Annotated in this window: 25 protein-coding genes, 1 tRNA gene, 1 rRNA gene, 1 other RNA gene and 1 pseudogene; 28 read left to right on the plus strand and 1 reads right to left on the minus strand. The window is 42.6% G+C overall.

Going from position 1 to position 23,840, the window contains the following annotated elements:
* The 12 genes from rrf to B7721_RS00615 all read left to right on the plus strand — a co-directional run.
* Positions 1 to 95 (plus strand): 5S ribosomal RNA (gene rrf / locus B7721_RS00560); the annotation flags it as partial.
* A gap of 5 nt (positions 96 to 100) precedes the next feature.
* Positions 101 to 174 (plus strand) — tRNA-Asn (locus B7721_RS00565).
* 208 nt (positions 175 to 382) lie between these two features.
* Positions 383 to 619: a sigma(X)-activator ComW gene (gene comW, locus B7721_RS10240; RefSeq protein WP_084877002.1), complete on the plus strand. Its 237-nt coding sequence runs from the start codon at positions 383 to 385 to the stop codon at positions 617 to 619.
* A gap of 241 nt (positions 620 to 860) precedes the next feature.
* Positions 861 to 2,147 carry an adenylosuccinate synthase gene (locus tag B7721_RS00575; RefSeq protein ID WP_000205048.1) on the plus strand — a complete coding sequence of 429 codons (1,287 nt, stop codon included), beginning with the start codon at positions 861 to 863 and terminating at the stop codon, positions 2,145 to 2,147.
* Between the two features lie 200 nt (positions 2,148 to 2,347).
* Entirely contained in the window at positions 2,348 to 2,815 is a 468-nt protein-coding gene (gene tadA / locus B7721_RS00580; RefSeq protein WP_001110100.1) for a tRNA adenosine(34) deaminase TadA, read from the plus strand.
* 32 nt (positions 2,816 to 2,847) lie between these two features.
* Positions 2,848 to 2,941: signal recognition particle sRNA small type (gene ffs, locus B7721_RS00585), an RNA gene on the plus strand.
* A gap of 64 nt (positions 2,942 to 3,005) precedes the next feature.
* On the plus strand, positions 3,006 to 3,449 hold the full coding sequence (locus B7721_RS00590) for a dUTP diphosphatase (protein WP_000701977.1): 444 nt from the start codon (positions 3,006 to 3,008) through the stop codon (positions 3,447 to 3,449).
* Positions 3,409 to 3,966, plus strand: a complete 558-nt coding sequence (locus tag B7721_RS00595; RefSeq protein ID WP_000752155.1) for a histidine phosphatase family protein — start codon at positions 3,409 to 3,411, stop codon at positions 3,964 to 3,966. The genes B7721_RS00590 and B7721_RS00595 overlap by 41 nt, the downstream gene beginning before the upstream one ends.
* Before the next feature lie 13 nt (positions 3,967 to 3,979).
* Complete coding sequence (gene radA / locus B7721_RS00600; protein WP_084877004.1) at positions 3,980 to 5,341, plus strand: DNA repair protein RadA; 1,362 nt, start codon at positions 3,980 to 3,982, stop codon at positions 5,339 to 5,341.
* A 72-nt stretch (positions 5,342 to 5,413) separates the two neighbouring features.
* On the plus strand, positions 5,414 to 5,908 hold the full coding sequence (locus tag B7721_RS00605; protein WP_162283465.1) for a beta-class carbonic anhydrase: 495 nt from the start codon (positions 5,414 to 5,416) through the stop codon (positions 5,906 to 5,908).
* A 213-nt stretch (positions 5,909 to 6,121) separates the two neighbouring features.
* Positions 6,122 to 7,090, plus strand: a complete 969-nt coding sequence (locus tag B7721_RS00610) for a ribose-phosphate diphosphokinase (protein ID WP_061409999.1) — start codon at positions 6,122 to 6,124, stop codon at positions 7,088 to 7,090.
* Between the two features lie 120 nt (positions 7,091 to 7,210).
* On the plus strand, positions 7,211 to 7,648 hold the full coding sequence (locus B7721_RS00615) for a CoA-binding protein (protein ID WP_084877007.1): 438 nt from the start codon (positions 7,211 to 7,213) through the stop codon (positions 7,646 to 7,648).
* Positions 7,649 to 7,677: 29 nt separating this feature from the next.
* On the opposite strand, the gene B7721_RS00620 is transcribed toward B7721_RS00615, so the two are convergent.
* Positions 7,678 to 8,688 carry a YeiH family protein gene (locus B7721_RS00620; RefSeq protein ID WP_084877008.1) on the minus strand — a complete coding sequence of 337 codons (1,011 nt, stop codon included), beginning with the start codon at positions 8,686 to 8,688 and terminating at the stop codon, positions 7,678 to 7,680.
* 151 nt (positions 8,689 to 8,839) lie between these two features.
* Between B7721_RS00620 and B7721_RS00625 the strand changes: the two genes are divergently transcribed.
* The 16 genes and pseudogenes from B7721_RS00625 (at position 8,840) to purF (ending at position 23,637) form a co-directional block, all read left to right on the plus strand.
* Entirely contained in the window at positions 8,840 to 10,009 is a 1,170-nt protein-coding gene (locus tag B7721_RS00625) for a pyridoxal phosphate-dependent aminotransferase (RefSeq protein ID WP_084877010.1), read from the plus strand.
* Entirely contained in the window at positions 10,006 to 10,776 is a 771-nt protein-coding gene (gene recO / locus B7721_RS00630; protein ID WP_084877011.1) for a DNA repair protein RecO, read from the plus strand. The genes B7721_RS00625 and recO overlap by 4 nt, the downstream gene beginning before the upstream one ends.
* A complete protein-coding gene (gene plsX, locus B7721_RS00635; protein WP_084877013.1) occupies positions 10,773 to 11,765 on the plus strand; it encodes a phosphate acyltransferase PlsX in 993 nt (330 codons plus the stop codon). Before recO ends, plsX begins: the two co-directional genes overlap by 4 nt.
* A 5-nt stretch (positions 11,766 to 11,770) precedes the next feature.
* Positions 11,771 to 12,007, plus strand: a complete 237-nt coding sequence (locus tag B7721_RS00640; RefSeq protein WP_000136435.1) for an acyl carrier protein — start codon at positions 11,771 to 11,773, stop codon at positions 12,005 to 12,007.
* 228 nt (positions 12,008 to 12,235) lie between these two features.
* Positions 12,236 to 12,379, plus strand: a complete 144-nt coding sequence (locus B7721_RS00645) for a class IIb bacteriocin, lactobin A/cerein 7B family (RefSeq protein ID WP_000180838.1) — start codon at positions 12,236 to 12,238, stop codon at positions 12,377 to 12,379.
* Positions 12,380 to 12,393: 14 nt separating this feature from the next.
* Positions 12,394 to 12,543: a class IIb bacteriocin, lactobin A/cerein 7B family gene (locus tag B7721_RS00650; RefSeq protein WP_084877014.1), complete on the plus strand. Its 150-nt coding sequence runs from the start codon at positions 12,394 to 12,396 to the stop codon at positions 12,541 to 12,543.
* Positions 12,544 to 12,555: 12 nt separating this feature from the next.
* The gene (locus B7721_RS10155; protein ID WP_000793177.1) at positions 12,556 to 12,732 is read left to right on the plus strand and encodes a hypothetical protein; all 177 of its coding nucleotides are present in this window, start codon (positions 12,556 to 12,558) and stop codon (positions 12,730 to 12,732) included.
* Between the two features lie 149 nt (positions 12,733 to 12,881).
* A complete protein-coding gene (locus B7721_RS10160) occupies positions 12,882 to 13,037 on the plus strand; it encodes a hypothetical protein (RefSeq protein ID WP_000661692.1) in 156 nt (51 codons plus the stop codon).
* A 24-nt stretch (positions 13,038 to 13,061) separates the two neighbouring features.
* Positions 13,062 to 13,283 carry a hypothetical protein gene (locus B7721_RS10245; protein WP_049484216.1) on the plus strand — a complete coding sequence of 74 codons (222 nt, stop codon included), beginning with the start codon at positions 13,062 to 13,064 and terminating at the stop codon, positions 13,281 to 13,283.
* Positions 13,284 to 13,440: 157 nt separating this feature from the next.
* Positions 13,441 to 13,650: a bacteriocin immunity protein gene (locus B7721_RS00660; protein ID WP_084877016.1), complete on the plus strand. Its 210-nt coding sequence runs from the start codon at positions 13,441 to 13,443 to the stop codon at positions 13,648 to 13,650.
* Between the two features lies 1 nt (position 13,651).
* Positions 13,652 to 13,847: pseudogene (locus B7721_RS10250) on the plus strand (hypothetical protein).
* Positions 13,848 to 14,009: 162 nt separating this feature from the next.
* Positions 14,010 to 16,163 (plus strand): peptide cleavage/export ABC transporter ComA, encoded by a 2,154-nt coding sequence (gene comA, locus B7721_RS00665; protein WP_084877017.1) that lies wholly within the window; start codon positions 14,010 to 14,012, stop codon positions 16,161 to 16,163.
* 12 nt (positions 16,164 to 16,175) lie between these two features.
* Positions 16,176 to 17,525, plus strand: a complete 1,350-nt coding sequence (gene comB / locus B7721_RS00670) for a competence pheromone export protein ComB (RefSeq protein WP_084877019.1) — start codon at positions 16,176 to 16,178, stop codon at positions 17,523 to 17,525.
* A gap of 168 nt (positions 17,526 to 17,693) precedes the next feature.
* Entirely contained in the window at positions 17,694 to 18,401 is a 708-nt protein-coding gene (gene purC, locus B7721_RS00675; protein ID WP_162283466.1) for a phosphoribosylaminoimidazolesuccinocarboxamide synthase, read from the plus strand.
* A gap of 55 nt (positions 18,402 to 18,456) precedes the next feature.
* Positions 18,457 to 22,182 (plus strand): phosphoribosylformylglycinamidine synthase, encoded by a 3,726-nt coding sequence (locus B7721_RS00680; RefSeq protein ID WP_084877022.1) that lies wholly within the window; start codon positions 18,457 to 18,459, stop codon positions 22,180 to 22,182.
* Between the two features lie 12 nt (positions 22,183 to 22,194).
* Entirely contained in the window at positions 22,195 to 23,637 is a 1,443-nt protein-coding gene (gene purF, locus B7721_RS00685) for an amidophosphoribosyltransferase (protein ID WP_084877024.1), read from the plus strand.
* Positions 23,638 to 23,840: the final 203 nt, after the last annotated feature.

The following is a 23,840-nucleotide window of genomic DNA, read 5'->3' on the forward strand; positions in this document are numbered from 1 at the left end:
GATACACCTGTACCCATGCCGAACACAGCAGTTAAGCCCTAGAACGCCGGAAGTAGTTGGGGGTTGCCCCCTGTGAGATATGGAAGTCGCTTAGCTTTTATCCGCCATAGCTCAGTTGGTAGTAGCGCATGACTGTTAATCATGATGTCGTAGGTTCGAGTCCTACTGGCGGAGTACAAATCGAAACGTTCAACTGAGCGTTTTTTTATTTATAAATATAGTGGATTGTTGAAATTTCAAATTTTAATTTTTAAATCTATAATTACCTCTTTATTTTATTTTTAGATCGTTTAGCTTTAAATTCTTCTTTTACAGGATTTGAAGCTTTTTTAGTTCCTTTTTTTGTTAGACTAGTGTTACTAATAAGAAAGGGAATTTTTATATGCTTCAAAATTTTTATGATCGAGCATTCGTCTTTTTGAAACTAGTTGAACAAGAATATGCCTCTTTAGGCCAGAGTTGTTCAGAGTGGGAATCACTTCATCTCCGTTTTTTACTATATTACTTAATCCGATTTAAAATTAAAAGTGATAGGGACTTTTCTCTATATCACTTTAGAACAGCTTATCGTCTATATCTAGATAAATTACTGCAAGGTGGTACAACTCTCATCCAATAGGAAGTATCTATATCATAATTACGAACGATTGTTGTAGATATATTTTAAAAAATATAGAATTAGCTTATAATCAGAGACTTCTGTATTTAGAAATGAGAGAATTTCCAAATCTTTTCTACTGTTTCTTCTTGATAAAATAGTGTTTTTTTCTTATAATAAATTGTAAGATATAATTGCAGGTGAAATTCCTGCCATGTATATGAGAAAGGACGAGCTACTAGTAGCTCAGACGAATTTTATTATGACTTCAGTTGTTGTTGTAGGTACCCAGTGGGGTGATGAAGGTAAAGGGAAAATTACAGATTTTCTTTCAGCTAATGCAGAGGTAATTGCTCGTTATCAAGGTGGTGATAATGCTGGTCACACGATTGTGATTGATGGTAAGAAATTTAAGTTGCACTTGATTCCATCTGGAATTTTCTTTCCTGAAAAAATCTCTGTTATTGGGAATGGGATGGTTGTAAACCCTAAATCTCTAGTAAAAGAGTTGACTTATCTTCATGAAGAAGGTGTGACAACAGATAATTTGCGCATTTCGGATCGTGCGCATGTCATTTTACCATATCACATTGAATTAGACCGTTTGCAAGAGGAAGCTAAGGGCGACAATAAAATTGGTACTACAATCAAGGGAATCGGTCCAGCCTATATGGATAAAGCTGCTCGTGTTGGAATTCGTATTGCAGATCTTTTGGATAAAGAAATTTTTCGTGAGCGTTTGGAACGCAATCTTACGGAGAAGAATCGTCTGTTTGAAAAATTATATGACAGTACTCCTATTTCAATTGATGATATTTTTGAAGAGTACTACGAGTATGGCCAACAAATCAAGCAGTATGTGACAGATACATCTGTTATCTTGAACGATGCGCTTGATAATGGCAAACGTGTACTGTTTGAAGGTGCGCAAGGTGTCATGTTGGACATTGATCAAGGGACTTATCCATTTGTTACTTCTTCAAACCCTGTCGCTGGTGGTGTGACGATTGGGTCTGGTGTTGGTCCAAGTAAGATTGACAAGGTTGTAGGTGTCTGTAAAGCCTACACAAGTCGTGTAGGAGATGGACCGTTCCCAACTGAATTATTTGATGAAGTGGGAGATCGCATCCGTGAAGTAGGTCATGAATATGGTACAACAACTGGTCGTCCACGTCGTGTGGGTTGGTTTGACTCAGTTGTGATGCGTCACAGCCGCCGTGTATCTGGGATTACCAATCTTTCATTGAACTCTATAGATGTTTTGAGTGGTTTGGATACTGTGAAAATCTGTGTCGCCTATGATCTTGATGGTCAACGTATTGATTACTATCCTGCTAGTCTTGAGCAGTTGAAACGTTGTAAGCCAATCTACGAGGAATTGCCAGGTTGGTCAGAAGACATCACTGGAGTCCGTAATTTGGAAGACCTTCCTGAGAATGCACGTAACTATGTTCGTCGTGTAAGCGAGTTGGTTGGTGTTCGTATCTCAACTTTCTCAGTAGGACCTGGTCGTGAACAAACTAATATTTTAGAAAGTGTTTGGTCATAGGAGATTTTTAAGATTAGTTTAAGACAGGTTGGGTATACTATAGACAGTTACAAGAAGACCTCCTAACTTGTTGTAACAAATATCCTAAACTTTTCTTTTTCATAATAATCTCCCTATTAAGTCACCGCATTCGGTGGCTTTTTTTGTGTTGAGAATCATGATATAATAATAAAATCGATAAGTAGGAAAAGAGAAGAACGATGAATTATACAGTTGAAGAAAAAGAAGCCTTTATGAGAGAGGCTTTGAGAGAGGCTGAGATTGCCTTAGAACACGATGAAATTCCAATTGGTTGTGTGATTGTCAAGGATGGAGAAATCATTGGTAGGGGGCATAATGCGCGCGAGGAGTTGCAACGGGCGGTCATGCATGCAGAAATCATGGCTATAGAGAATGCGAATGTGAGTGAAGAGAGTTGGCGCCTGCTGGATTGCACGCTTTTTGTGACCATTGAGCCTTGTGTCATGTGTAGCGGGGCGATTGGGCTTGCCCGTATTCCAAACGTGGTTTACGGGGCTAAAAACCAGAAATTTGGTGCAGCTGGAAGTCTGTACGATATTTTGACAGATGAGCGTCTCAATCATCGTGTAGAGGTAGAAGCGGGAATTTTGGAAGATGATTGTGCAGCGATTATGCAGGACTTTTTCCGAAATCGACGGAAAAAATAATTTCTCTTTAAAAACCGAGGGGAATGTGGTATAATAAATAGTGGAGCAACAGTTCTGCGTGAAGCGGGTCAGGGGAGGAATCCAGCAGCCCTAAGCGATGTGAATTGTGTGCTCTTTTTTCGTGCTTTTTTCGAATAAATAAGATAAAATAGCCTAGAATAAATGATTATAGAATAGAAAAGAGAAAGATATGAAAATTCGTGGTTTTGAATTGGTTTCGAGTTTTACAGATGAAAATTTGTTACCGAAGCGAGAGACAGCCCATGCAGCTGGTTATGATTTAAAGGTTGCAGAACGCACTGTGATTGCTCCAGGAGAGATTGTTTTGGTTCCGACAGGGATTAAGGCCTATATGCAGCCGACAGAAGTGCTCTATCTCTATGACCGTTCATCAAACCCTCGCAAGAAGGGCTTGGTCTTGATTAACTCAGTTGGGGTCATTGATGGGGATTATTATGGAAATCCTGGGAATGAAGGTCATATCTTTGCTCAGATGAAAAACATTACTGAACAGGAAGTCGTCCTCGAAGTTGGAGAACGTGTAGTCCAGGCTGTCTTTGCACCATTTTTGATTGCAGACGGAGATGAAGCGGATGGCGTGCGGACTGGTGGTTTTGGGTCAACTGGACACTAAGATGAAAATTATATTTGTACGTCATGGGGAGCCAGATTACCGTGAGTTAGAGGAACGTTCTTATACAGGTTTTGGGATGGATTTAGCACCTTTATCTGAGAAAGGACGGCAACAAGCTCAGGAACTTTGGCAAAATCCTTTGCTACAATCGGCTAATCTACTAGTGACTTCAGCAGTAACGAGAGCTTTAGAAACGGCTTTTTATGTATCTTGTGCTACTGGCCTTCCTTTGAGGGTGGAGCCTTTGTTACACGAATGGCAGGTCTATGAATCAGGCATAGATAGATTTGAAGAGGCTAGAACACTATTTCTAGAAAACAAGGGGGAGTTACTTTCTAATAGTCCTATTCAATATGAGACAGCTACGGAAATGAAGTCTCGGTTTCTAGAATGTATGGCTAAGTATAGAGACTACCAGACTGTGGTAGTTGTCACTCATCGAATGCTCATGCGCCAATTTGTACCAGACGAGAAGATTGATTTTTGCCAAGTAATTGAGTGTGAGGTAGAGATTTAGAAAGAGGTTTATCATCGCAAAGAAAAAAGCGACATTTGTATGTCAAAATTGTGGGTATAATTCCCCAAAATATCTAGGGCGCTGTCCAAACTGTGGAGCCTGGTCTTCTTTTGTAGAAGAAGTTGAGGTCGCAGAAGTCAAAAATGCGCGTGTGTCCTTGACAGGTGAGAAAACCAAGCCTATGAAATTGGCTGAGGTGACTTCTATCAATGTCAATCGAACTAAGACTGAGATGGAGGAATTTAACCGTGTGCTTGGTGGAGGTGTGGTACCTGGAAGTCTTGTCCTCATTGGTGGGGATCCAGGGATTGGAAAATCAACCCTTCTCTTACAAGTATCAACCCAGTTGTCTCAAGTAGGAACAGTTCTCTATGTTAGTGGGGAGGAGTCTGCTCAACAGATCAAGTTACGAGCAGAGCGCTTGGGAGATATTGACAGTGAGTTTTATCTCTATGCAGAGACCAATATGCAGAGTGTTCGAGCAGAAGTGGAGCGCATCCAGCCTAACTTCCTCATCATTGACTCGATTCAGACCATTATGTCTCCTGAAATTTCAGGGGTGCAGGGGTCAGTATCTCAGGTACGCGAGGTGACAGCTGAACTCATGCAGCTGGCTAAGACTAATAACATTGCCATCTTTATCGTCGGGCATGTGACCAAGGAAGGGACCTTGGCAGGACCTCGGATGTTGGAGCACATGGTGGATACAGTGCTCTACTTTGAGGGCGAGCGCCACCATACCTTCCGGATCTTGAGAGCAGTCAAAAACCGTTTTGGTTCGACAAATGAGATTGGAATCTTTGAGATGCAGTCAGGTGGATTGGTTGAAGTTCTTAATCCTAGTGAAGTGTTTTTGGAAGAACGCTTGGATGGGGCGACTGGATCGTCCATCGTTGTGACTATGGAAGGGACGCGTCCAATTCTTGCAGAAGTACAGGCCTTGGTGACACCGACTATGTTTGGGAATGCCAAGCGTACGACGACAGGACTTGATTTCAATCGTGCTAGTCTGATTATGGCTGTTTTGGAAAAACGTGCAGGGCTTCTCTTGCAAAATCAGGATGCCTATCTCAAATCAGCTGGTGGTGTCAAATTGGATGAGCCTGCGATAGACTTAGCTGTTGCAGTCGCCATTGCTTCGAGCTACAAGGACAAACCAACCAATCCTCAGGAATGTTTTGTAGGAGAGTTGGGCTTGACGGGAGAGATTCGGCGCGTGAATCGTATCGAACAACGTATCAATGAAGCGGCAAAACTGGGCTTTACCAAGATTTATGTACCCAAGAATTCCTTGACAGGAATCACTCCACCCAAGGAAATTGAAGTCATTGGTGTGACGACTATTCAGGAAGTTTTGAAAAAGGTCTTTGCATAATCTGTGACAAATCTTCTTAAAAATGATAAGATAGGAGAAATATTTGATTGTCAAATTTTTGAGGAGGGAATCGTGTCGTATTTTGAACAGTTTATGCAAGCCAATCAGGCTTATGTTGCCCTACATGGGCAGTTAAATCTGCCACTTAAACCCAAAACCAGAGTAGCTATCGTGACCTGTATGGACTCACGTCTACACGTTGCGCAAGCTCTAGGTTTAGCCCTTGGGGATGCTCATATCTTGCGGAATGCGGGTGGTCGAGTAACTGAGGACATGATTCGTTCACTGGTGATTTCCCAGCAACAAATGGGGACAAGAGAAATCGTGGTGCTTCACCATACCGACTGTGGAGCTCAAACCTTTCAAAATGAAAGTTTTCATGAACATTTGAAACTCGAGCTCGGAGTTGATGTATCTGATCAAGATTTTTTACCATTCCAGGATGTTGAAGAGAGTGTGAGAGAGGATATGCAATTGCTTAGAGAGTCTCCACTGATTCCTGATGATGTGGTTATTTCAGGTGCTGTCTATGATGTGGATACAGGAAGTATGAGAGAGGTATACTAACTTTGTCTCGAAAAAATCTCATCTTAGCATAAAATCGATTGTTAAGATGTAGGATTTTTAGTTTTAATATAGCTAATATAAAATAGCATAAAACAAGGGTATAAATGTTTACTCTTGTTTTATTTTTGATTGAAAAATAAAGGAAAAAGCGCTACAATGGTAGATGGAAAATGTTGTGTAAAAACAAGTGATACATAAATACCGGAGGAAATCATGTCTTTTTCTGATTTAAAGCTGTTTGCCCTTTCTTCTAATAGAGAATTGGCAGAGCGTGTGGCGCAAGAAATTGGGATAGAGTTGGGGAAATCGACTGTTCGCCAATTTTCAGATGGAGAGATTCAAGTCAACATCGAAGAATCAATCCGTGGAAAACACGTCTTTATCCTACAATCAACTAGTTCACCTGTAAATGATAATTTACTTGAAATTTTGATCATGGTAGATGCCTTGAAGCGTGCTAGTGCAGAATCTGTCAACGTTGTTATGCCTTACTATGGTTACGCACGTCAGGATAGAAAAGCGAGAGCGCGTGAGCCAATCACTGCAAAACTTGTGGCAAATATGCTAGAAGTGGCTGGTGTGGATCGTTTGTTGACGATTGATTTGCACGCTGCGCAAATTCAGGGATTCTTTGATATTCCTGTGGATCACTTGATGGGCGCTCCATTGATTGCGGATTATTTCGAACGTCGTGGAATGGTTGGGCAAGACTATGTTGTTGTCAGTCCAGACCATGGTGGTGTGACTCGTGCTCGTAAACTAGCAGAGTTTTTGAAAACTCCGATTGCAATTATTGACAAACGCCGTAGTGTAGACAAGATGAATACCAGTGAAGTGATGAACATCATCGGTAAGGTCGAAGGCAAGACTTGTATCTTGATTGACGATATGATTGATACAGCTGGAACAATCTGCCATGCAGCGGATGCACTTGCTGAAGCAGGCGCAGTTGCGGTCTATGCAAGCTGTACACACCCAGTTCTTTCGGGGCCAGCTATGGATAATATTCAAAAATCAGCTATTGAAAAATTAGTTGTTTTGGATACCATCTACTTGCCAGAAGAACGTTTGATTGATAAGATTGAGCAAATCTCTATCGCTCATCTCTTAGGAGATGCCATTGTACGTATCCACGAAAAACGCCCTCTTTCTCCATTATTTAGTATCGAGAAAAAAATCTAAACTTTCACTTGAAATAGATTGTTCTCCTAGCAGGTTTCTTTTCTTGCTAGGAGATTTTTTGTAGTCAAAATCTGCAAGCCTTTTCAAAATATGCTATACTGAGAAAAAAGGAGGATTTCTATGAGCCAAGAATTTATCAATCCAAGTGATGGTGTGATCCGTCAGTATCTGGAGACCAGTAAAACGTTAGCGGTAGTGGGCTTGTCTGACCGTGAGGAAACAACTAGTAATCGAGTGACCAAGGAAATGCAAGCTCGGGGCTATAAAATCATTCCAGTTAATCCCAAGGCTGCAGATGGGGAAATCTTGGGAGAGAAGGCTTATGCAAGCCTAGCTGAGATTCCTTTTCCTGTCGATATTGTCAATGTTTACCGACGTAGCGAGTTTTTACCAGATGTGGCGCGTGATTTTCTCAAGGCTGATGCCAAGATTTTTTGGGCACAACTGGGACTTGAAAATCTAGAAGCGGAAGAAATCTTACGTGCTGGAGGATGCGATGACATCGTGATGAATCGCTGTATTAAGAGAGAACATACTCGCTTAATTCTTGAGCAATAAAAAGGTAGCCTACTGGCTACCTTTTTGTATTATAAAGTACCAATCAATGCTTGCATGCCAAGACTGGTGAGGATGATGGCAATCCAGCAAAGGGCTCCAAGAAGAATGGATTTACCGCTGGATTTGACCATAGCTACTAGATTGGTTTTGAGACCGATGGCACTCATGGCCATGATAATGAGAAATTTGGAGAGTTGTTTGAGAGGGGTGAAGAAGCTACTAGACACACCGAGAGAGGTGAGAAGAGTCGTTAGGAGAGAGGCTAAGATGAAATAAAGGATAAAAAGTGGGAAGACCTTTTTTAGTTGGAAATTTTGGCTGTTTTTTTGCTGGCGACTTTGCCAGTAGGAGAGAAAGAGCGTGATGGGAATGATTGCTAAGGTACGCGTGAGTTTAACAATGGTTGCAGACTCAAGGGTATTTGTCTGATAAAGACTGTCCCAGGAGCTGGCGGTAGCCGTTACAGAAGAAGTATCATTGACCGCAGTTCCTGCAAAGAGGGCAAAGCCGTCATTGGATAGGTGAAGCCAGGTTCCTAGAGTTGGAAAGATGAGCGCAGCCAATACATTGAAGAAAAAGATAACGGAAATGGCTTGGGCAACTTCTTTTTCCTTGGCATGGATGACGGGCGCTGTCGCAGCAATGGCAGAGCCACCACAGATAGAAGAACCCACTCCAATCAAGGTAGCCAGTTTTGTGTCTAGCGCAAAGAAACGCTGGAAGAGGTAGGCGACAATCAAGGAAATCGAAATGGTGGAGAGGATAACAGGGAGCGAAGATTGCCCAACTGCGAAAACTTGCGAGATATTGAGACCAAAACCGAGCAAAATAACGGCATATTGAAGTAATTTTTTTGAACTAAAGGTCAAGCCGGCATCCAGTTGTTTATAGACTGATAGAAAAGGGTGAAGGAGCATCCCTATAAAGATAGCAAAGACAGGTGCACCCACGACGGGGAAAAATCCTCCCAGAAACCAAGATACGATAGAAATGAGAAGGCAGGCCAAGATTCCTGCTCCATTTTTTGATAAAAATGACATATAAACCTCCGAAAATAAGCACTTATTATTATAGTCCTGTCGAGAAGAAAAGTAAAACAGAAAGTGAAAAATGCGGGTTTCAGATGGATTTTGCGGTCAGGAAGCTTTTGTAGTATAATAGTACTATGTTCTGTAAGCAAGGGGGATATCTATGGACTTAACCAAGCGCTTTAATAAACAGTTAGACAAGATTCAAGTTTCCTTGATTCGCCAGTTTGACCAGGCAATTTCAGAGATTCCTGGGGTCTTGCGTTTGACCTTGGGGGAACCTGATTTTACAACGCCAGATCATATCAAGGAGGCAGCCAAGCGCGCCATTGACCAGAACCAATCCTACTATACAGGGATGAGCGGTTTACTGACCTTGCGCCAGGCTGCTAGCGACTTTGTAAAAGAAAAATACCAGCTAGATTATAATCCTGAAAATGAAATTTTGGTTACAATTGGGGCGACAGAGGCTTTATCTGCTACTTTGACGGCTATTTTGGAAGAGGGGGACAAGGTGCTCTTGCCAGCTCCTGCCTATCCAGGTTATGAGCCTATTGTCAATCTGGTTGGGGCAGAGATTGTTGAGATTGATACAACTGAAAATGGTTTTGTCTTGACTCCTGAGATGTTGGAAAAGGCCATTCTGGAGCAAGGGGATAAACTCAAAGCAGTTATTCTCAACTATCCAGCCAATCCGACAGGAATTACCTATAGTCGGGAGCAGTTGGAAGCCTTGGCAGACGTTTTACGCAAGTATGAGATTTTTGTGATCTGTGATGAGGTCTACTCAGAATTAACCTATACAGGGGAAGCTCATGTGTCTCTGGGAACTATGCTGAGAGACCAGGCTATTATTATCAATGGCTTATCTAAATCGCATGCTATGACTGGTTGGCGTTTAGGCTTTATCTTTGCTCCTGCAGCTTTCACAGCTCAGTTAATCAAGAGTCACCAGTATTTGGTTACTGCTGCAAATACGATGGCTCAGCATGCTGCGGTGGAGGCTTTGACCGCTGGTAAAAACGACGCAGAGCCTATGAAAAAGGAATACATCCAGCGTCGAGATTATATCATCGAAAAGATGACTGCTCTTGGTTTTGAGATTATCAAACCAGATGGGGCCTTCTATATCTTTGCTAAGATTCCAGCAGGTTACAATCAAGACTCCTTTGCTTTTCTGAAGGATTTTGCTCAGAAGAAGGCCGTTGCCTTTATCCCTGGTTCCGCATTTGGACGTTACGGAGAAGGCTATGTGCGTCTGTCCTATGCAGCCAGCATGGAAACGATCAGAGAGGCCATGAAACGACTTGAGGAGTACATGAGAGAAGCATGATTCAGTCTATCACGAGTCAAGGCTTGGTGCTCTACAATCGTAACTTTCGTGAGGATGACAAGCTAGTCAAGATCTTTACCGAGCAAGCGGGCAAGCGCATGTTTTTCGTCAAACACGCTGGCCAGTCCAAACTAGCTCCTGTTATTCAGCCCTTGGTGTTGGCACGATTTCTCTTGCGAATCAATGATGACGGCCTTAGCTACATCGAGGACTACCATGAGGTGATGACCTTTCCCAAGATTAATAGTGATCTCTTTGTCATGGCCTATGCTACCTATGTGGCTGCCCTTGCAGATGCTAGTTTGCAGGATAATCAGCAGGATGCTCCCTTGTTTGCTTTCTTGAGGAAGACTCTGGAGTTGATGGAAGCAGGCTTGGATTATCAGGTTTTAACCAATATTTTTGAAATTCAAATCTTGACTCGATTTGGAATCAGCCTCAATTTTAATGAGTGTGTCTTTTGCCATCGGGTAGGTCAGGCCTTTGACTTTTCTTTCAAATATGGAGCCTGCCTCTGTCCGGATCATTTTCATGAGGACGAGAAACGTTGCCATCTGAATCCCAACATCCCTTATCTGCTCAATCAATTTCAAGCCATTGATTTTGAGACCTTGGAGACCATTTCGCTCAAGTCTGAAATCAAGCAAGACTTGCGCAAGTTCATGGATCAACTCTACGAGGAGTACGTCGGGATTCACCTAAAATCAAAGAAATTTATTGATTCCCTAGCGGACTGGGGACAATTACTAAAAGAGGAAGACAAATGAAAAAAATTGCAGTAGATGCTATGGGGGGCGATTATGCACCTCAAGCCATCGTTGAGGGTGTCAATCAAGCCCTTGCTGACTTTTCAGATATTGAGATTCAACTCTACGGAGATGAAAGCAAGATCAAGCAATATCTAACAGCGACAGAGCGCGTCAGCATTATCCATACGGATGAGAAAATTAACTCAGACGATGAGCCGACAAAAGCTATCCGTAAGAAGAAAAATGCCAGCATGGTATTAGCAGCCAAGGCAGTCAAGGAGGGAGAAGCAGACGCTGTCCTCTCAGCTGGGAACACAGGTGCTTTGTTGGCTGCAGGATTCTTCATTGTGGGTCGCATCAAGAATATCGACCGTCCTGGACTTATGTCAACATTGCCAACTATAGATGGAAAAGGGTTTGATATGCTGGATCTCGGTGCCAATGCAGAAAACACAGCCCAGCACCTCCATCAATACGCTGTCCTAGGTTCCTTCTATGCGAAAAATGTTCGTGGGATTTCGAAACCACGTGTTGGTTTGCTCAACAATGGAACAGAAAGCAGCAAGGGAGATCCGCTTCGAAAGGAAACATATGACTTGCTAGTAGCTGATGAAAGTTTGAACTTTGTCGGAAACGTGGAAGCGCGTGATCTGATGAATGGCGTTGCGGATGTTGTCGTAACAGATGGTTTCACGGGAAACGCTGTTCTCAAATCCATCGAAGGGACAGCCATGGGAATCATGGGCTTACTTAAAAATGCTATTACGGGTGGTGGCCTTCGAGCGAAGCTAGGTGCTCTACTTCTTAAGGATAGTCTTAAGGGGTTGAAGACACAGCTCAACTATTCAGATGTTGGAGGAGCAGTCTTGTTTGGCGTCAAGGCGCCAGTTGTAAAAACTCATGGCTCAAGTGATGCTAATGCTGTGTACAGTACGATTCGTCAGATTCGTACCATGCTAGAAACAGACGTAGTTGCTCAAACTGCGCGTGAATTTTCAGGAGAATAAAAAAGATGACAGAAAAAGAAATTTTTGACCGTATTGTAACCATTATCCAAGAGCGACAGGGAGAAGACTTTGCCGTAACAGAGGCCTTAAGTTTGAAAGACGATCTAGATGCGGACTCAGTGGATTTGATGGAGTTTGTCTTGACACTAGAAGATGAATTTGGTATCGAAATCACTGATGAGGAAATCGATCAACTTCAAAGTGTAGCGGATGTAGTAGCAATTATTAAAGATAAAAAATAGCCAAAAGCAACATGCAAGTCATGTTGTTTTTTTATTTGCAGAAAAAAGAGAAACTTTTAGTAGAAATTGCGAATAAGGAGATGAGAAAGAAAAAGGAGGAACATTTATGTATGTGACTGGTTTTTATCCGTGGTTCATTAAGTGGTTTTTAAAATAAAAATGAATGAATTGTTTATTTTCGAATTGTTTTTCGAATAAATAGGTAAGGAAAAAATAAGGAGAAAACAAATGACAAATTTTGACAACATGGAACAGAACTTTGTAGCTCTTACAGAAGAAGAGTTGACGGATGTGAATGGGGGCTCGGTTACCGCTGTAGTTGTAGGAGGTGTCTTACTAATTGGTGGTATTGCTTGGGGCTATTTTATGTAATAAGGAGAGAAAAAATGAATTTAAATAAATGGACAGAATTGACAGAAGAAGAATTGATGAATACAGAAGGTGGCTTAATTACCGTAGCCATGATTGCTGGAGGAGTAGCAATTTTCCTTGGTGGTCGATTAATTGGTCAAGATTTAAAACGTAAATTTGGATAAAAGTAGAATTGTATGAAAAATCTAAAAAATGTAATGGGAGCAGTTCTAATTATTTTTGGAGTGCTTTGCATATTGGGAGATTTAAATGTAATCACCTTTAATGTTGAAAAATATTTCCAAACAGAATTAGTTGTTCCGATCCTTATTTTGATGATGAGTTACTTGGATTTAGCTAAAGACAAGGTTTAAAGAGAACTATTTTTAGTGTATGGCAACTGCTATTGAATAGTCATCTTTTAGTTATTATCAATGAAATAAGAACTAATTTAGGAATAGTAGGGATTTTGGTTGGAGTAGCTATTGGATTAGCCAGTATTATTTAAAAAGGAGAAAGAAAAATGAAAGAAATGGATAAAAAATTTGATATCATGACAGAAGAAGATTTGGCTCTTACTGAAGGAGGCTTCATTGTCACTACTTCCACAGCAATAGCTTGGGGTGTATTAGGAGTAGCTGCTTATATGTATGGGCGTTATCTAGGAAGTAGACGTTAATCTAAATATAGAAGGAAATTAACTATGAATCGTAACCTAAATCTCAATACATTGTTACCTAAGCTAGCCACTATACTTCCTTTGTTAGGAATAGGTCTTAATCTTACGCTTCATCTAATTCGTACGGGTTCGCTAGTATCTTTTGATTGGCAATGGACTGTAGTTGGTTTGCTTGCTTCGAGCTATTTTGGTATTTTTTGTAAGGATTTGACGAAAAATAATCAAAACTATAAAAGATCAATCTGAATGAAAAGGATTTTGTGCATGTAAATGGCGGAGTTTTTCCATCTTGTTTTATCCAGAGATCTATCCGATTCTGCTTAGTTTGTTTTATGGAGGATACAAGTACAAAACAAAAGAAAGTACGAGTGGGAATTGATGGACCATCAGATTGGAGTTTGAGATGAAAGTTGTTCAATTACTAGGAAAAGCTTGGTCAGAGTTTATTGTATTGTTTAGCTCTATAGCTTATCTAATGATTAGAATTGTGGCTGATGTAAACAAAATAAATCTACCTACGTGGTTTGAATGTTTTGATATACCTACGATCTCCTTGTTTTTAGTGGTATTTATTTTACTGTATCGGGGTCAAGGAGAAAGAAAAGGAGAATAGAATGATTAGGATTGTAAAATATTTTCTACTATATTATTTTCCTATTTTTAATGAATATTTTCATCTTTACGATTCTAGCAACTCTTGGATTTCAGCTAACAATGAGTGAAAGTAGATATCTGGTGCCACCTGCGTTTGCGTTTATCGTTTTATACGCCATTCACAAAAGAAGTGGGAAAGGCAAGAAATCTGTGTAATTGAATATTCTAGGCAGGACTCTTGTTCTGCCTATTTTCTTTGGTAAAAGTGCTGTTGAGGTGAGGATATTGTTTTTTCAGAAATAATTCTCTTATTTCTTCCTTATTTGGTTAAAATAATCTTACAAATTTTTAAAGAGATTGTTAGAAAAAGGAGAAGATATGAAATTTAGGAAAAGGCACTATCGTCCCCAGGTGGATCAGATGGATTGTGGCGTGGCTTCCTTGGCTATGGTCTTTGGTTACTACGGTAGTTATTATTCCTTGGCTCATCTACGAGAGTTAGCCAAGACGACCATGGATGGGACGACGGCTTTGGGTCTTGTAAAGGTGGCAGAGGAGATTGGGTTTGAAACGCGAGCTATCAAGGCGGATATGACGCTCTTTGATTTACCAGATTTGACCTTTCCTTTTGTGGCTCATGTGCTCAAGGAAGGGAAGTTGCTCCACTACTATGTGGTGATAGGTCAGGATAAAAAGCATATTCATATCGCTGATCCGGATCCTGGTGTCAAGCTGACCAAGATTTCCCGTGAGCGATTTGCGCAAGAGTGGACAGGGGTTAGTATTTTTATGGCACCATCACCGGACTATAAACCTCATAAGGAGAAAAAACAGGGACTCCTATCCTTCTTGCCGATCTTACTCAAACAGCATGGCTTAATTACCAATATCGTCCTAGCGACACTCTTGGTGACCTTGATCAATATCGTGGGTTCCTACTATCTTCAGTCCATCATTGATAGTTACGTACCAGACCAGATGCGCTCGACACTGGGTATTATCTCAATGGGACTAGTCATCGTCTATATCCTCCAGCAGATTTTGTCCTATGCGCAGGAATATCTTTTACTTGTTCTGGGGCAACGGCTGTCTATCGATGTGATTTTGTCTTATATTAAGCATGTTTTTCACCTGCCAATGTCCTTTTTTGCAACACGCAGAACAGGAGAAATCGTGTCTCGTTTTACAGATGCCAATAGTATCATCGATGCGCTGGCGTCGACCATTCTGTCGATCTTTTTGGATGTGTCAACGATTTTGATTATCTCGCTTGTCTTGTTTTCACAAAATATGACGCTCTTTTTCATTAGTTTACTTGCACTTCCCATCTATACAGTGATTATCTTTGCCTTTATGAAGCCGTTTGAAAAGATGAATCGGGATACCATGGAAGCCAATGCGGTTCTGTCTTCTTCTATCATCGAGGACATCAACGGTATTGAGACCATTAAGTCGTTGACCAGTGAAAGTTCACGCTATCAAAAGATTGACAAGGAATTTGTAACTTATCTGAAAAAATCTTTTACCTATAGTCGGGCAGAAAGCCAGCAAAAGGCTCTGAAAAAAGTTGCCCAGCTCCTGCTCAATGTTGCCGTTCTCTGGCTAGGAGCCATTCTTGTTATGGATGGGAAAATGAGTTTGGGCCAGCTGATTACCTATAATACCTTGCTTGTTTACTTTACCAATCCCTTGGAAAATATCATCAACCTACAAACCAAACTTCAGACAGCGCAGGTCGCCAATAACCGTCTAAATGAGGTGTATCTAGTAGCTTCGGAGTTTGAGGAGAAGAAAACGGTAGAAGATCTGAGTATGATGAAGGGAGAAATGACCTTCAAGCAAGTTCACTATAAGTATGGCTATGGTCGTGATGTCTTGTCGGATATCAATTTGACTATTCCGCAAGGGTCTAAGATGGCTTTCGTGGGGATTTCAGGTTCGGGTAAGACCACCTTAGCCAAGATGATGGTTAATTTCTACGATCCAAGTCAGGGAGAGATTAGTCTGGGCGGTGTCAATCTTAATCAGATTGATAAAAAGGCCCTGCGCCAGTACATCAACTATCTGCCTCAACAGCCCTATGTCTTTAACGGAACGATTTTGGAGAATCTGCTCCTTGGAGCCAAGGAGGGGACGACTCAGGAGGATATCTTACGGGCAGTTGAATTGGCAGAGATTCGGGAGGATATCGAGCGCATGCCACTGAATTATCAGACAGAATTGACTTCGGATGGGGCAGGTATTTCTGGGGGGCAACGACAACGAATCGCTTTGGCGCGTGCTCTTTTAACGGATGCGCCTGTTCTGATATTGGACGAGGCGACCAGCAGTCTGGATATCTTGACAGAGAAGCGGATTGTGGATAATCTCATGGCTTTGGATAAGACCTTGATTTTCATCGCCCATCGCTTGACCATCGCTGAGCGAACAGAAAAGGTTGTTGTTTTGGATCAGGGCAAGATTGTCGAAGAAGGCAACCATGCAGACTTGCTTGCCCGAGGTGAATTTTACGCCCATTTGGTCAATAGCTAGAAAGAGGAGAAGATGAAACCAGAATTTTTAGAAAGTGCGGAGTTTTACCATCGTCGTTACCATAATTTTTCCAGTCGGGTGATTTTACCTATGTCGCTTCTGCTCGTGTTTCTGCTAGGATTTGCAGTCTTTGCAGAGAAGGAAATTAGTTTGTCTACCAGAGCCACTGTCGAACCTAGTCGGATTATTGCCAATATCCAGTCGACTAGCAATCAACGGATTGTGACAAATTATCTGGAAGAGAACAAGTTGGTCAAGCAGGGGGATCTACTCGTTGAGTACCAGCAAGGGGCGGAAGCTGTTCAAGCTGAAGCATACGCTAATCAGTTGGAGATGTTAAAGGATCAAAAAAAGCAGTTGGGGTATTTGCAATCCAGTTTGAAAGAGGGGAGCGATCAATTTCCAGAGGCGGATAAGTTTGGTTATCAGGAGATGTTTCGAGACTATCTCAGCCAAGCTAGTAGTCTTAGGAGCAATGTTTCGCAGCAAAATGCCAACATCTCCTCGCAGAATGCGGCAGCAAGTCAGAGCCAGGCCGAGATTGGCAATCTTATTAGTCAAACAGAGGATAAAATCCGAGACTACAAAACAGCTAAGTCAGCGATTGAAAAGGGAGATCAACTGGATAGTCAGAATCCAGCCTACTCTTTTTACCAGACCTATAAAAATCAAGGTGAAGAAAATCCGCAAGCTAAATCGCAAGTTATTGCGCAAGTGGATGCACAAATTGCCCAGCTAGAGTCTAGTCTAGCTACGTATCGTGTACAGTATGCAGGTTCTGGAGCTCAGCAGGCCCACGCAACGGGACTGGATAGTCAGCTGGAATCGCTCAAGTCTCAGCACTTAGTCAAAGTTGGCCAGGAATTAACTCTTTTGGATCAGAAAATTTTAGAAGCAGAGTCGGGTAAGAAAGTCCAGGGAGGTCTCCTCGATAAGGGGAAGATTACAGCAAGTGAGGATGGGGTGCTTCACCTTAATCCTGAGACTAGCGATTCTACCATGGCCGCAGAAGGAACCCTGCTAGCCCAGCTCTACCCATCCTTGGAAAAAGAAGGAAAAACCAAACTCACAGCTTATCTCAGTTCAAAAGATGTTGCAAGGCTCAAGGTCGGTGATTCTGTCCGTTTCACCACAAGCAAGGATGCCAATAAAGAGCTCGTTCTTGTTTCTGCGATTACGAATATTGACGCGACAGCTACCAAGACTGAACAGGGAAATTTCTTTAAAATTGAGGCGGAGACCCATCTGACTTCTGAGCAGGCTACAACACTTCGCTATGGTTTAGAAGGCCGCCTGCAGATGATTACGGGAAAGAAAAGCTATCTCCGATATTTTTGGGATCAATTTTTGAATAAAGGGTAATATTCGTGTTTTTCAGAGGATAAATGATTTTAAAACTGTAAGAAGAGTTCATCTTGCAGTTTTTCTTTACGTTTAAAATAGGAAAACGTTATTTATTCGTAAAAACCTTGAATTTTTCATGCTTTTGTGGTAGAATGTGCTCAAGTAAAACGAAAGGCGAACTTTAAAATGTCAAAACAACTGATCTATTCGGGAAAAGCCAAGGATATCTATACAACTGAGGATGAAAATCTCATTATTTCAACTTACAAGGACCAGGCGACTGCCTTCAACGGTGTCAAGAAGGAGCAGATTGCGGGCAAGGGAGTCTTGAATAATCAGATTTCATCTTTTATTTTTGAAAAGTTAAATGCTGCTGGTGTAGCGACTCATTTTGTGGAGAAGCTTTCAGATACGGAACAACTCAATAAAAAGGTGGAAATCATTCCTTTGGAAGTCGTGCTTCGCAACTATACAGCTGGTTCTTTTTCAAAACGTTTTGGTGTGGATGAGGGCATCGCCTTGGAGGTCCCAATTGTCGAATTTTACTATAAAAATGATGATTTGGATGATCCCTTTATCAATGACGAGCATGTGAAATTCCTTAAAATTGCGGATGACCAGCAGATTGCTTACTTGAAGGAAGAGACGCGTCGTATCAATGAGCTTTTGAAAGCTTGGTTTGCTGAGATTGGCCTTAAATTGATTGACTTTAAGCTAGAGTTCGGTTTTGACAAGGATGGCAAGATTATCTTGGCAGACGAGTTTTCACCAGATAACTGCCGTTTGTGGGATGCAGATGGCAACCACATGGATAAGGATGTTTTCCGTAGGGGATTGGGAGAACTAACTGATGTTTACGAGATTGTCTGGGAAAAGCTACAAGAACTAAAATAACAACCTAGAAGTCGTTGGGAACATTGTAAGAGCTGAAATAAAGGAATAAGAATTGATGGATAAACGTATTTTTGTTGAAAAAAAGGCTGATTTTCAGGTCAAGTCAGAGAGTTTGGTAAGGGAGCTCCAGCACAACTTGGGACTGTCAACTTTGAAAAGTATTCGCATTGTGCAGGTTTATGATGTCTTTGATTTGGCAGAGGACTTGTTTGCACCTGCGGAAAAACACATCTTCTCTGAGCAGGTAACAGACCGTATCTTGGACGAAGCGGCCGTGCAAGCGGATCTTGTCAACTATGCTTTCTTTGCCATTGAAAGCCTGCCAGGACAGTTTAATCAACGTGCAGCTTCTTCACAGGAAGCCTTGCTTTTACTGGGAAGTTCAAGTGATGTAACAGTCAACACAGCTCAACTTTACTTGGTTAATAAAGATATTGATGCGACTGAGTTGGAAGCGGTCAAGAACTACCTGCTCAACCCAGTTGATTCTCGTTTCAAGGACATCACGACAGGGATTGCCAAGCAGGAATTTTCAGAGTCGGACAAGACCATTCCAAAATTGACTTTCTTTGAAAGTTATACGGCAGAAGACTTTGCTCGCTACAAGGCAGAGCAAGGGATGGCCATGGAAGTGGATGATTTGCTCTTTATCCAAGCCTACTTCAAGTCAATCGGGCGCGTGCCAACTGAGACAGAGCTCAAAGTTTTGGATACTTACTGGTCTGACCACTGCCGTCACACGACTTTTGAGACGGAGTTGAAACAGATTGACTTCTCAGCTTCTAAATTCCAAAAGCAATTGCAAGCGACTTATGACAAGTATATTGCCATGCGTGATGAACTAGGTCGGTCTGAAAAGCCACAAACCTTGATGGATATGGCGACTATTTTTGGTCGTTATGAGCGTGCTAATGGGCGTTTGGACGACATGGAAGTGTCAGACGAAATCAATGCTTGCTCGGTTGAAATCGAAGTGGACGTTGATGGTGTCAAGGAACCTTGGCTCCTTATGTTCAAAAACGAAACCCACAACCACCCAACGGAAATTGAACCATTTGGTGGGGCTGCTACTTGTATCGGTGGCGCCATTCGTGACCCGTTGTCAGGGCGTTCATACGTTTACCAAGCCATGCGTATCTCAGGTGCTGGTGATATTACAGCGCCGATTTCAGAAACGCGCGCTGGGAAATTGCCACAACAAGTCATTTCGAAGACAGCGGCTCATGGTTATTCCTCATATGGTAACCAAATTGGTCTGGCGACGACTTACGTTCGTGAATATTTCCACCCAGGCTTTGTAGCTAAACGTATGGAGCTTGGTGCCGTTGTTGGTGCTGCCCCTAAGGGCAATGTAGTCCGTGAAAAACCGGAAACCGGCGATGTGATTATCTTGCTCGGTGGTAAGACTGGACGTGATGGTGTCGGTGGTGCGACAGGTTCTTCTAAGGTTCAAACAGTTGAGTCTGTAGAGACTGCCGGTGCTGAGGTTCAAAAAGGGAATGCCATCGAAGAGCGCAAGATCCAACGCCTTTTCCGTAATGGCGCTGTCACTCGTCTGATCAAGAAATCCAACGACTTTGGAGCAGGTGGTGTCTGTGTAGCCATCGGTGAATTGGCAGACGGTCTTGAAATCGACCTCAACAAGGTTCCTCTTAAATACCAAGGCTTGAATGGTACAGAAATTGCTATCTCTGAATCACAAGAACGGATGGCAGTTGTGGTGCATCCTGAGGATGTAGATGCCTTCGTTGCGGAATGTAATAAAGAAAATATTGATGCTGTTGTTGTGGCAACAGTGACTGAAAAACCAAATCTTGTCATGCACTGGAATGGTGAAACCATCGTCGACTTGGAACGTCGTTTCCTTGATACCAATGGTGTGCGCGTGGTCGTTGATGCCAAGGTTGTGGACAAGGATGTCAAACTCCCAGAAGAACGCACAACAAGTGCTGACACACTTGAAGCAGATACCCTTGCGGTTCTATCTGATCTCAACCATGCGAGTCAAAAAGGCTTGCAAACCATCTTTGACTGCTCGGTCGGTCGTTCAACGGTCAATCACCCACTTGGTGGTCGCTACCAACTCACACAAACTGAGGCATCTGTGCAGAAATTGCCAGTTCAACACGGTGTGACTCACACTGCGTCAGTCATGGCCCAAGGCTTTAACCCTTATGTGGCAGAATGGTCTCCATACCATGGTGCTGCTTATGCGGTTATCGAAGCAACTGCTCGTTTGGTGGCTACTGGTGCAAACTGGTCCAAGGCTCGTTTCTCTTATCAAGAATACTTCGAGCGGATGGACAAACAAGCTGAGCGTTTTGGTCAGCCAGTAGCGGCTCTTCTAGGTTCTATCGAAGCACAAATCCAACTTGGTTTGCCATCTATCGGTGGTAAGGACTCCATGTCTGGTACTTTTGAAGAATTGACTGTACCGCCAACCTTGGTTGCCTTTGGGGTGACGACGGCAGATAGCCGTAAGGTCCTCTCTCCTGAGTTCAAGACTGCTGGTGAAAACATCTACTACATCCCAGGTCAAGCCCTCTCTGCAGAGATTGATTTTGACTTGATTAAGAAAAATTTTGCTCAATTTGAAGCCATCCAAGCTGATCACAAAGTAACATCTGCATCAGCTGTTAAATACGGCGGTGTCCTTGAAAGCTTGGCTCTTGCTACCTTTGGGAACCGTATCGGTGCAGAGGTGACCTTGCCTGAACTTGAGACAGCTTTGACAGCTCAATTGGGTGGATTTGTCTTTACTTCTTCTGAAGAAATCACTGGAGTAGAGAAAATCGGTCAAACGAAAGTAGACTTTACACTCGTTGTCAACGGTGTGAAGTTAGATGGACAGAAGCTTGACAGTGCCTTCCAAGGCAAACTGGAAGAAGTTTACCCAACGGAATTTGCCCAATCTAAAGAATTGGCTGAAGTTCCAGCTGTCGCTTCTGACGCAGTCATCAAAGTCAAGAAAACCATTGAAAAACCTGTGGTTTACATCCCAGTATTCCCAGGGACCAACTCAGAATATGACTCAGCCAAAGCCTTCGAAAAAGAAGGTGCAGAGGTTAACTTGGTGCCATTCGTGACCTTGAATGAAGAGGCTATTGTCAAGTCAGTTGAAACCATGGTTGACAATATCGGCAAGGCTAATATCCTTTTCTTCGCGGGTGGTTTCTCAGCTGCAGATGAGCCGGATGGATCAGCTAAGTTTATCGTCAACATCTTGCTCAATGAAAAAGTGCGTGCGGCCATTGATAGCTTTATTGCTCGTGGTGGCTTGATTATTGGTATCTGTAATGGATTCCAGGCCTTGGTCAAATCAGGTCTTCTTCCATATGGAAACTTTGAAGATGCTAACAGTACCAGCCCAACCCTCTTTTACAATGATGCCAACCAGCACGTGGCCAAGATGGTGGAAACTCGGATTGCCAATACCAACTCACCATGGTTGGCTGGCGTGCAAGTGGGCGATATCCACGCTATTCCTGTTTCGCACGGTGAAGGGAAATTTGTCGTGACGGCTGAGGAATTTGCAGAGCTCCGTGACAATGGTCAAATCTTTAGCCAATACGTTGACTTTGACGGCAAACCAAGTATGGATTCTAAGTACAATCCGAATGGTTCTGTAAATGCCATCGAAGGAATTACCAGCAAGAATGGTCAAATCATCGGTAAGATGGGACACTCAGAACGTTATGAAGACGGTCTTTTCCAAAACATTCCAGGAAATAAAGACCAGCACCTGTTCGCGTCGGCTGTGTGTTATTTCACAGGGAAATAAAAGGTATAAAAAATGACATACGAAGTAAAATCTCTTAATGAAGAATGTGGTGTTTTCGGTATCTGGGGACATCTAGACGCTGCTAAATTGACCTATTTTGGTCTCCACAGTCTTCAGCACCGTGGTCAGGAGGGGGCAGGAATCCTCTCCAATGATCAGGGACAATTGAAGCGTCATCGTGATATGGGGCTTTTATCAGAAGTGTTCAGAAATCCAGCTAATTTGGATAAACTAACTGGAACGAGCGCGATTGGGCATGTGCGTTATGCGACGGCTGGCGAAGCTTCTGTTGATAACATCCAGCCCTTCCTCTTTCGCTTTCATGATATGCAGTTTGGACTTGCTCACAATGGAAACTTGACCAATGCAGAATCGCTCAAGAAAGAATTGGAACAAAGAGGAGCAATTTTCAGTTCAACTTCGGACTCGGAAATCTTGGCCCACCTCATTCGTCGGAGTCACAATCCCAACTTGATGGGCAAAATCAAAGAGGCGCTCAGCCTTGTCAAAGGTGGATTTGCTTATATCCTGCTGTTTGAGGACAAGTTGATTGCGGCTCTTGATCCTAATGGTTTTCGTCCACTTTCTATTGGGAAAATGGCAAACGGAGCGGTGGTCGTTTCGTCAGAAACCTGTGCTTTTGAAGTCATTGGTGCCGAGTGGATTCGTGATGTGAAACCAGGGGAGATTGTAATCGTAGATGACAATGGGATTCAGTACGATAGCTATACGAATGATACCCAGTTGGCGATTTGCTCTATGGAGTATATCTATTTTGCCCGCCCTGACTCTAATATCCATGGGGTCAATGTCCATACAGCTCGCAAACGTATGGGGGCTCAATTAGCGCGTGAGTTCAAGCACGAAGCGGATATCGTGGTTGGTGTGCCAAATTCCTCGCTCAGCGCAGCCATGGGATTTGCAGAAGAATCAGGTCTGCCAAATGAAATGGGGCTCATCAAGAACCAATACACGCAACGCACCTTTATCCAACCGACTCAAGAATTGCGGGAGCAAGGGGTGCGGATGAAATTGTCTGCTGTTTCAGGTGTTGTCAAAGGCAAACGTGTGGTGATGGTGGATGATTCCATTGTTCGTGGGACAACCTCTCGCCGTATCGTTCAGCTTTTGAAAGAAGCGGGGGCTTCTGAAGTTCACGTTGCTATTGGCAGTCCAGCGCTAGCTTATCCATGTTTTTACGGGATTGATATCCAGACGCGTCAGGAGCTGATTGTGGCCAATCATACGGTCGAAGAAACTCGCCAAATCATTGGTGCGGATAGCCTGACCTATCTTTCGATTGATGGCTTGATTAATTCTATTGGCATCGAAACAGATGCGCCAAACGGTGGTCTCTGTGTCGCTTACTTTGACGGCGACTACCCAACTCCTCTCTACGACTATGAAGAAGACTATCGTAGAAGTTTGGATGAAAAGACCAGTTTTTACAAATAGACGGATAAAGACTCTCCATGAAAGGAAAGGAAGAGAAGATGACAAATAAAAATGCTTATGCGCCACGTCTCGCTACTGACTAAAAGCTAAAGCATTTGTCAGTAGACGCTTTGCCCTATGGGACCAAAGCTAGAGCCCTGACTAGTATTTTTAGATAAAATAATTGTTTATCTAAAAATACGTCGCAATCTTCTCAAAGAAAA

Source organism: Streptococcus oralis subsp. oralis, assembly GCF_002096445.1.
In the GTDB taxonomy this organism is placed as follows: Bacteria; Bacillota; Bacilli; order Lactobacillales; family Streptococcaceae; genus Streptococcus; species Streptococcus oralis_N.

Excerpts from the sequence above, each read along its gene's own strand:
- B7721_RS00680 (WP_084877022.1), top strand. The coding sequence starts at position 18,457 with ATGGATAAACGTATTTTTGTTGAAAAAAAGGCTGATTTTCAGGTCAAG.
- B7721_RS00595 (WP_000752155.1), top strand. The coding sequence starts at position 3,409 with ATGGCGTGCGGACTGGTGGTTTTGGGTCAACTGGACACTAAGATGAAA.
- purC (WP_162283466.1), top strand. The coding sequence starts at position 17,694 with ATGTCAAAACAACTGATCTATTCGGGAAAAGCCAAGGATATCTATACA.
- B7721_RS00575 (WP_000205048.1), top strand. The coding sequence starts at position 861 with ATGACTTCAGTTGTTGTTGTAGGTACCCAGTGGGGTGATGAAGGTAAA.
- B7721_RS00645 (WP_000180838.1), top strand. The coding sequence starts at position 12,236 with ATGACAAATTTTGACAACATGGAACAGAACTTTGTAGCTCTTACAGAA.
- comW (WP_084877002.1), top strand. The coding sequence starts at position 383 with ATGCTTCAAAATTTTTATGATCGAGCATTCGTCTTTTTGAAACTAGTT.
- comB (WP_084877019.1), top strand. The coding sequence starts at position 16,176 with ATGAAACCAGAATTTTTAGAAAGTGCGGAGTTTTACCATCGTCGTTAC.
- B7721_RS10245 (WP_049484216.1), top strand. The coding sequence starts at position 13,062 with ATGAATCGTAACCTAAATCTCAATACATTGTTACCTAAGCTAGCCACT.
- B7721_RS00660 (WP_084877016.1), top strand. The coding sequence starts at position 13,441 with ATGAAAGTTGTTCAATTACTAGGAAAAGCTTGGTCAGAGTTTATTGTA.
- plsX (WP_084877013.1), top strand. The coding sequence starts at position 10,773 with ATGAAAAAAATTGCAGTAGATGCTATGGGGGGCGATTATGCACCTCAA.
- B7721_RS00625 (WP_084877010.1), top strand. The coding sequence starts at position 8,840 with ATGGACTTAACCAAGCGCTTTAATAAACAGTTAGACAAGATTCAAGTT.
- tadA (WP_001110100.1), top strand. The coding sequence starts at position 2,348 with ATGAATTATACAGTTGAAGAAAAAGAAGCCTTTATGAGAGAGGCTTTG.
- B7721_RS00590 (WP_000701977.1), top strand. The coding sequence starts at position 3,006 with ATGAAAATTCGTGGTTTTGAATTGGTTTCGAGTTTTACAGATGAAAAT.
- B7721_RS10160 (WP_000661692.1), top strand. The coding sequence starts at position 12,882 with ATGAAAGAAATGGATAAAAAATTTGATATCATGACAGAAGAAGATTTG.
- B7721_RS00640 (WP_000136435.1), top strand. The coding sequence starts at position 11,771 with ATGACAGAAAAAGAAATTTTTGACCGTATTGTAACCATTATCCAAGAG.
- B7721_RS00615 (WP_084877007.1), top strand. The coding sequence starts at position 7,211 with ATGAGCCAAGAATTTATCAATCCAAGTGATGGTGTGATCCGTCAGTAT.
- purF (WP_084877024.1), top strand. The coding sequence starts at position 22,195 with ATGACATACGAAGTAAAATCTCTTAATGAAGAATGTGGTGTTTTCGGT.
- B7721_RS10155 (WP_000793177.1), top strand. The coding sequence starts at position 12,556 with ATGAAAAATCTAAAAAATGTAATGGGAGCAGTTCTAATTATTTTTGGA.
- B7721_RS00610 (WP_061409999.1), top strand. The coding sequence starts at position 6,122 with ATGTCTTTTTCTGATTTAAAGCTGTTTGCCCTTTCTTCTAATAGAGAA.
- recO (WP_084877011.1), top strand. The coding sequence starts at position 10,006 with ATGATTCAGTCTATCACGAGTCAAGGCTTGGTGCTCTACAATCGTAAC.
- comA (WP_084877017.1), top strand. The coding sequence starts at position 14,010 with ATGAAATTTAGGAAAAGGCACTATCGTCCCCAGGTGGATCAGATGGAT.
- B7721_RS00620 (WP_084877008.1), bottom strand. The coding sequence starts at position 8,688 with ATGTCATTTTTATCAAAAAATGGAGCAGGAATCTTGGCCTGCCTTCTC.
- B7721_RS00650 (WP_084877014.1), top strand. The coding sequence starts at position 12,394 with ATGAATTTAAATAAATGGACAGAATTGACAGAAGAAGAATTGATGAAT.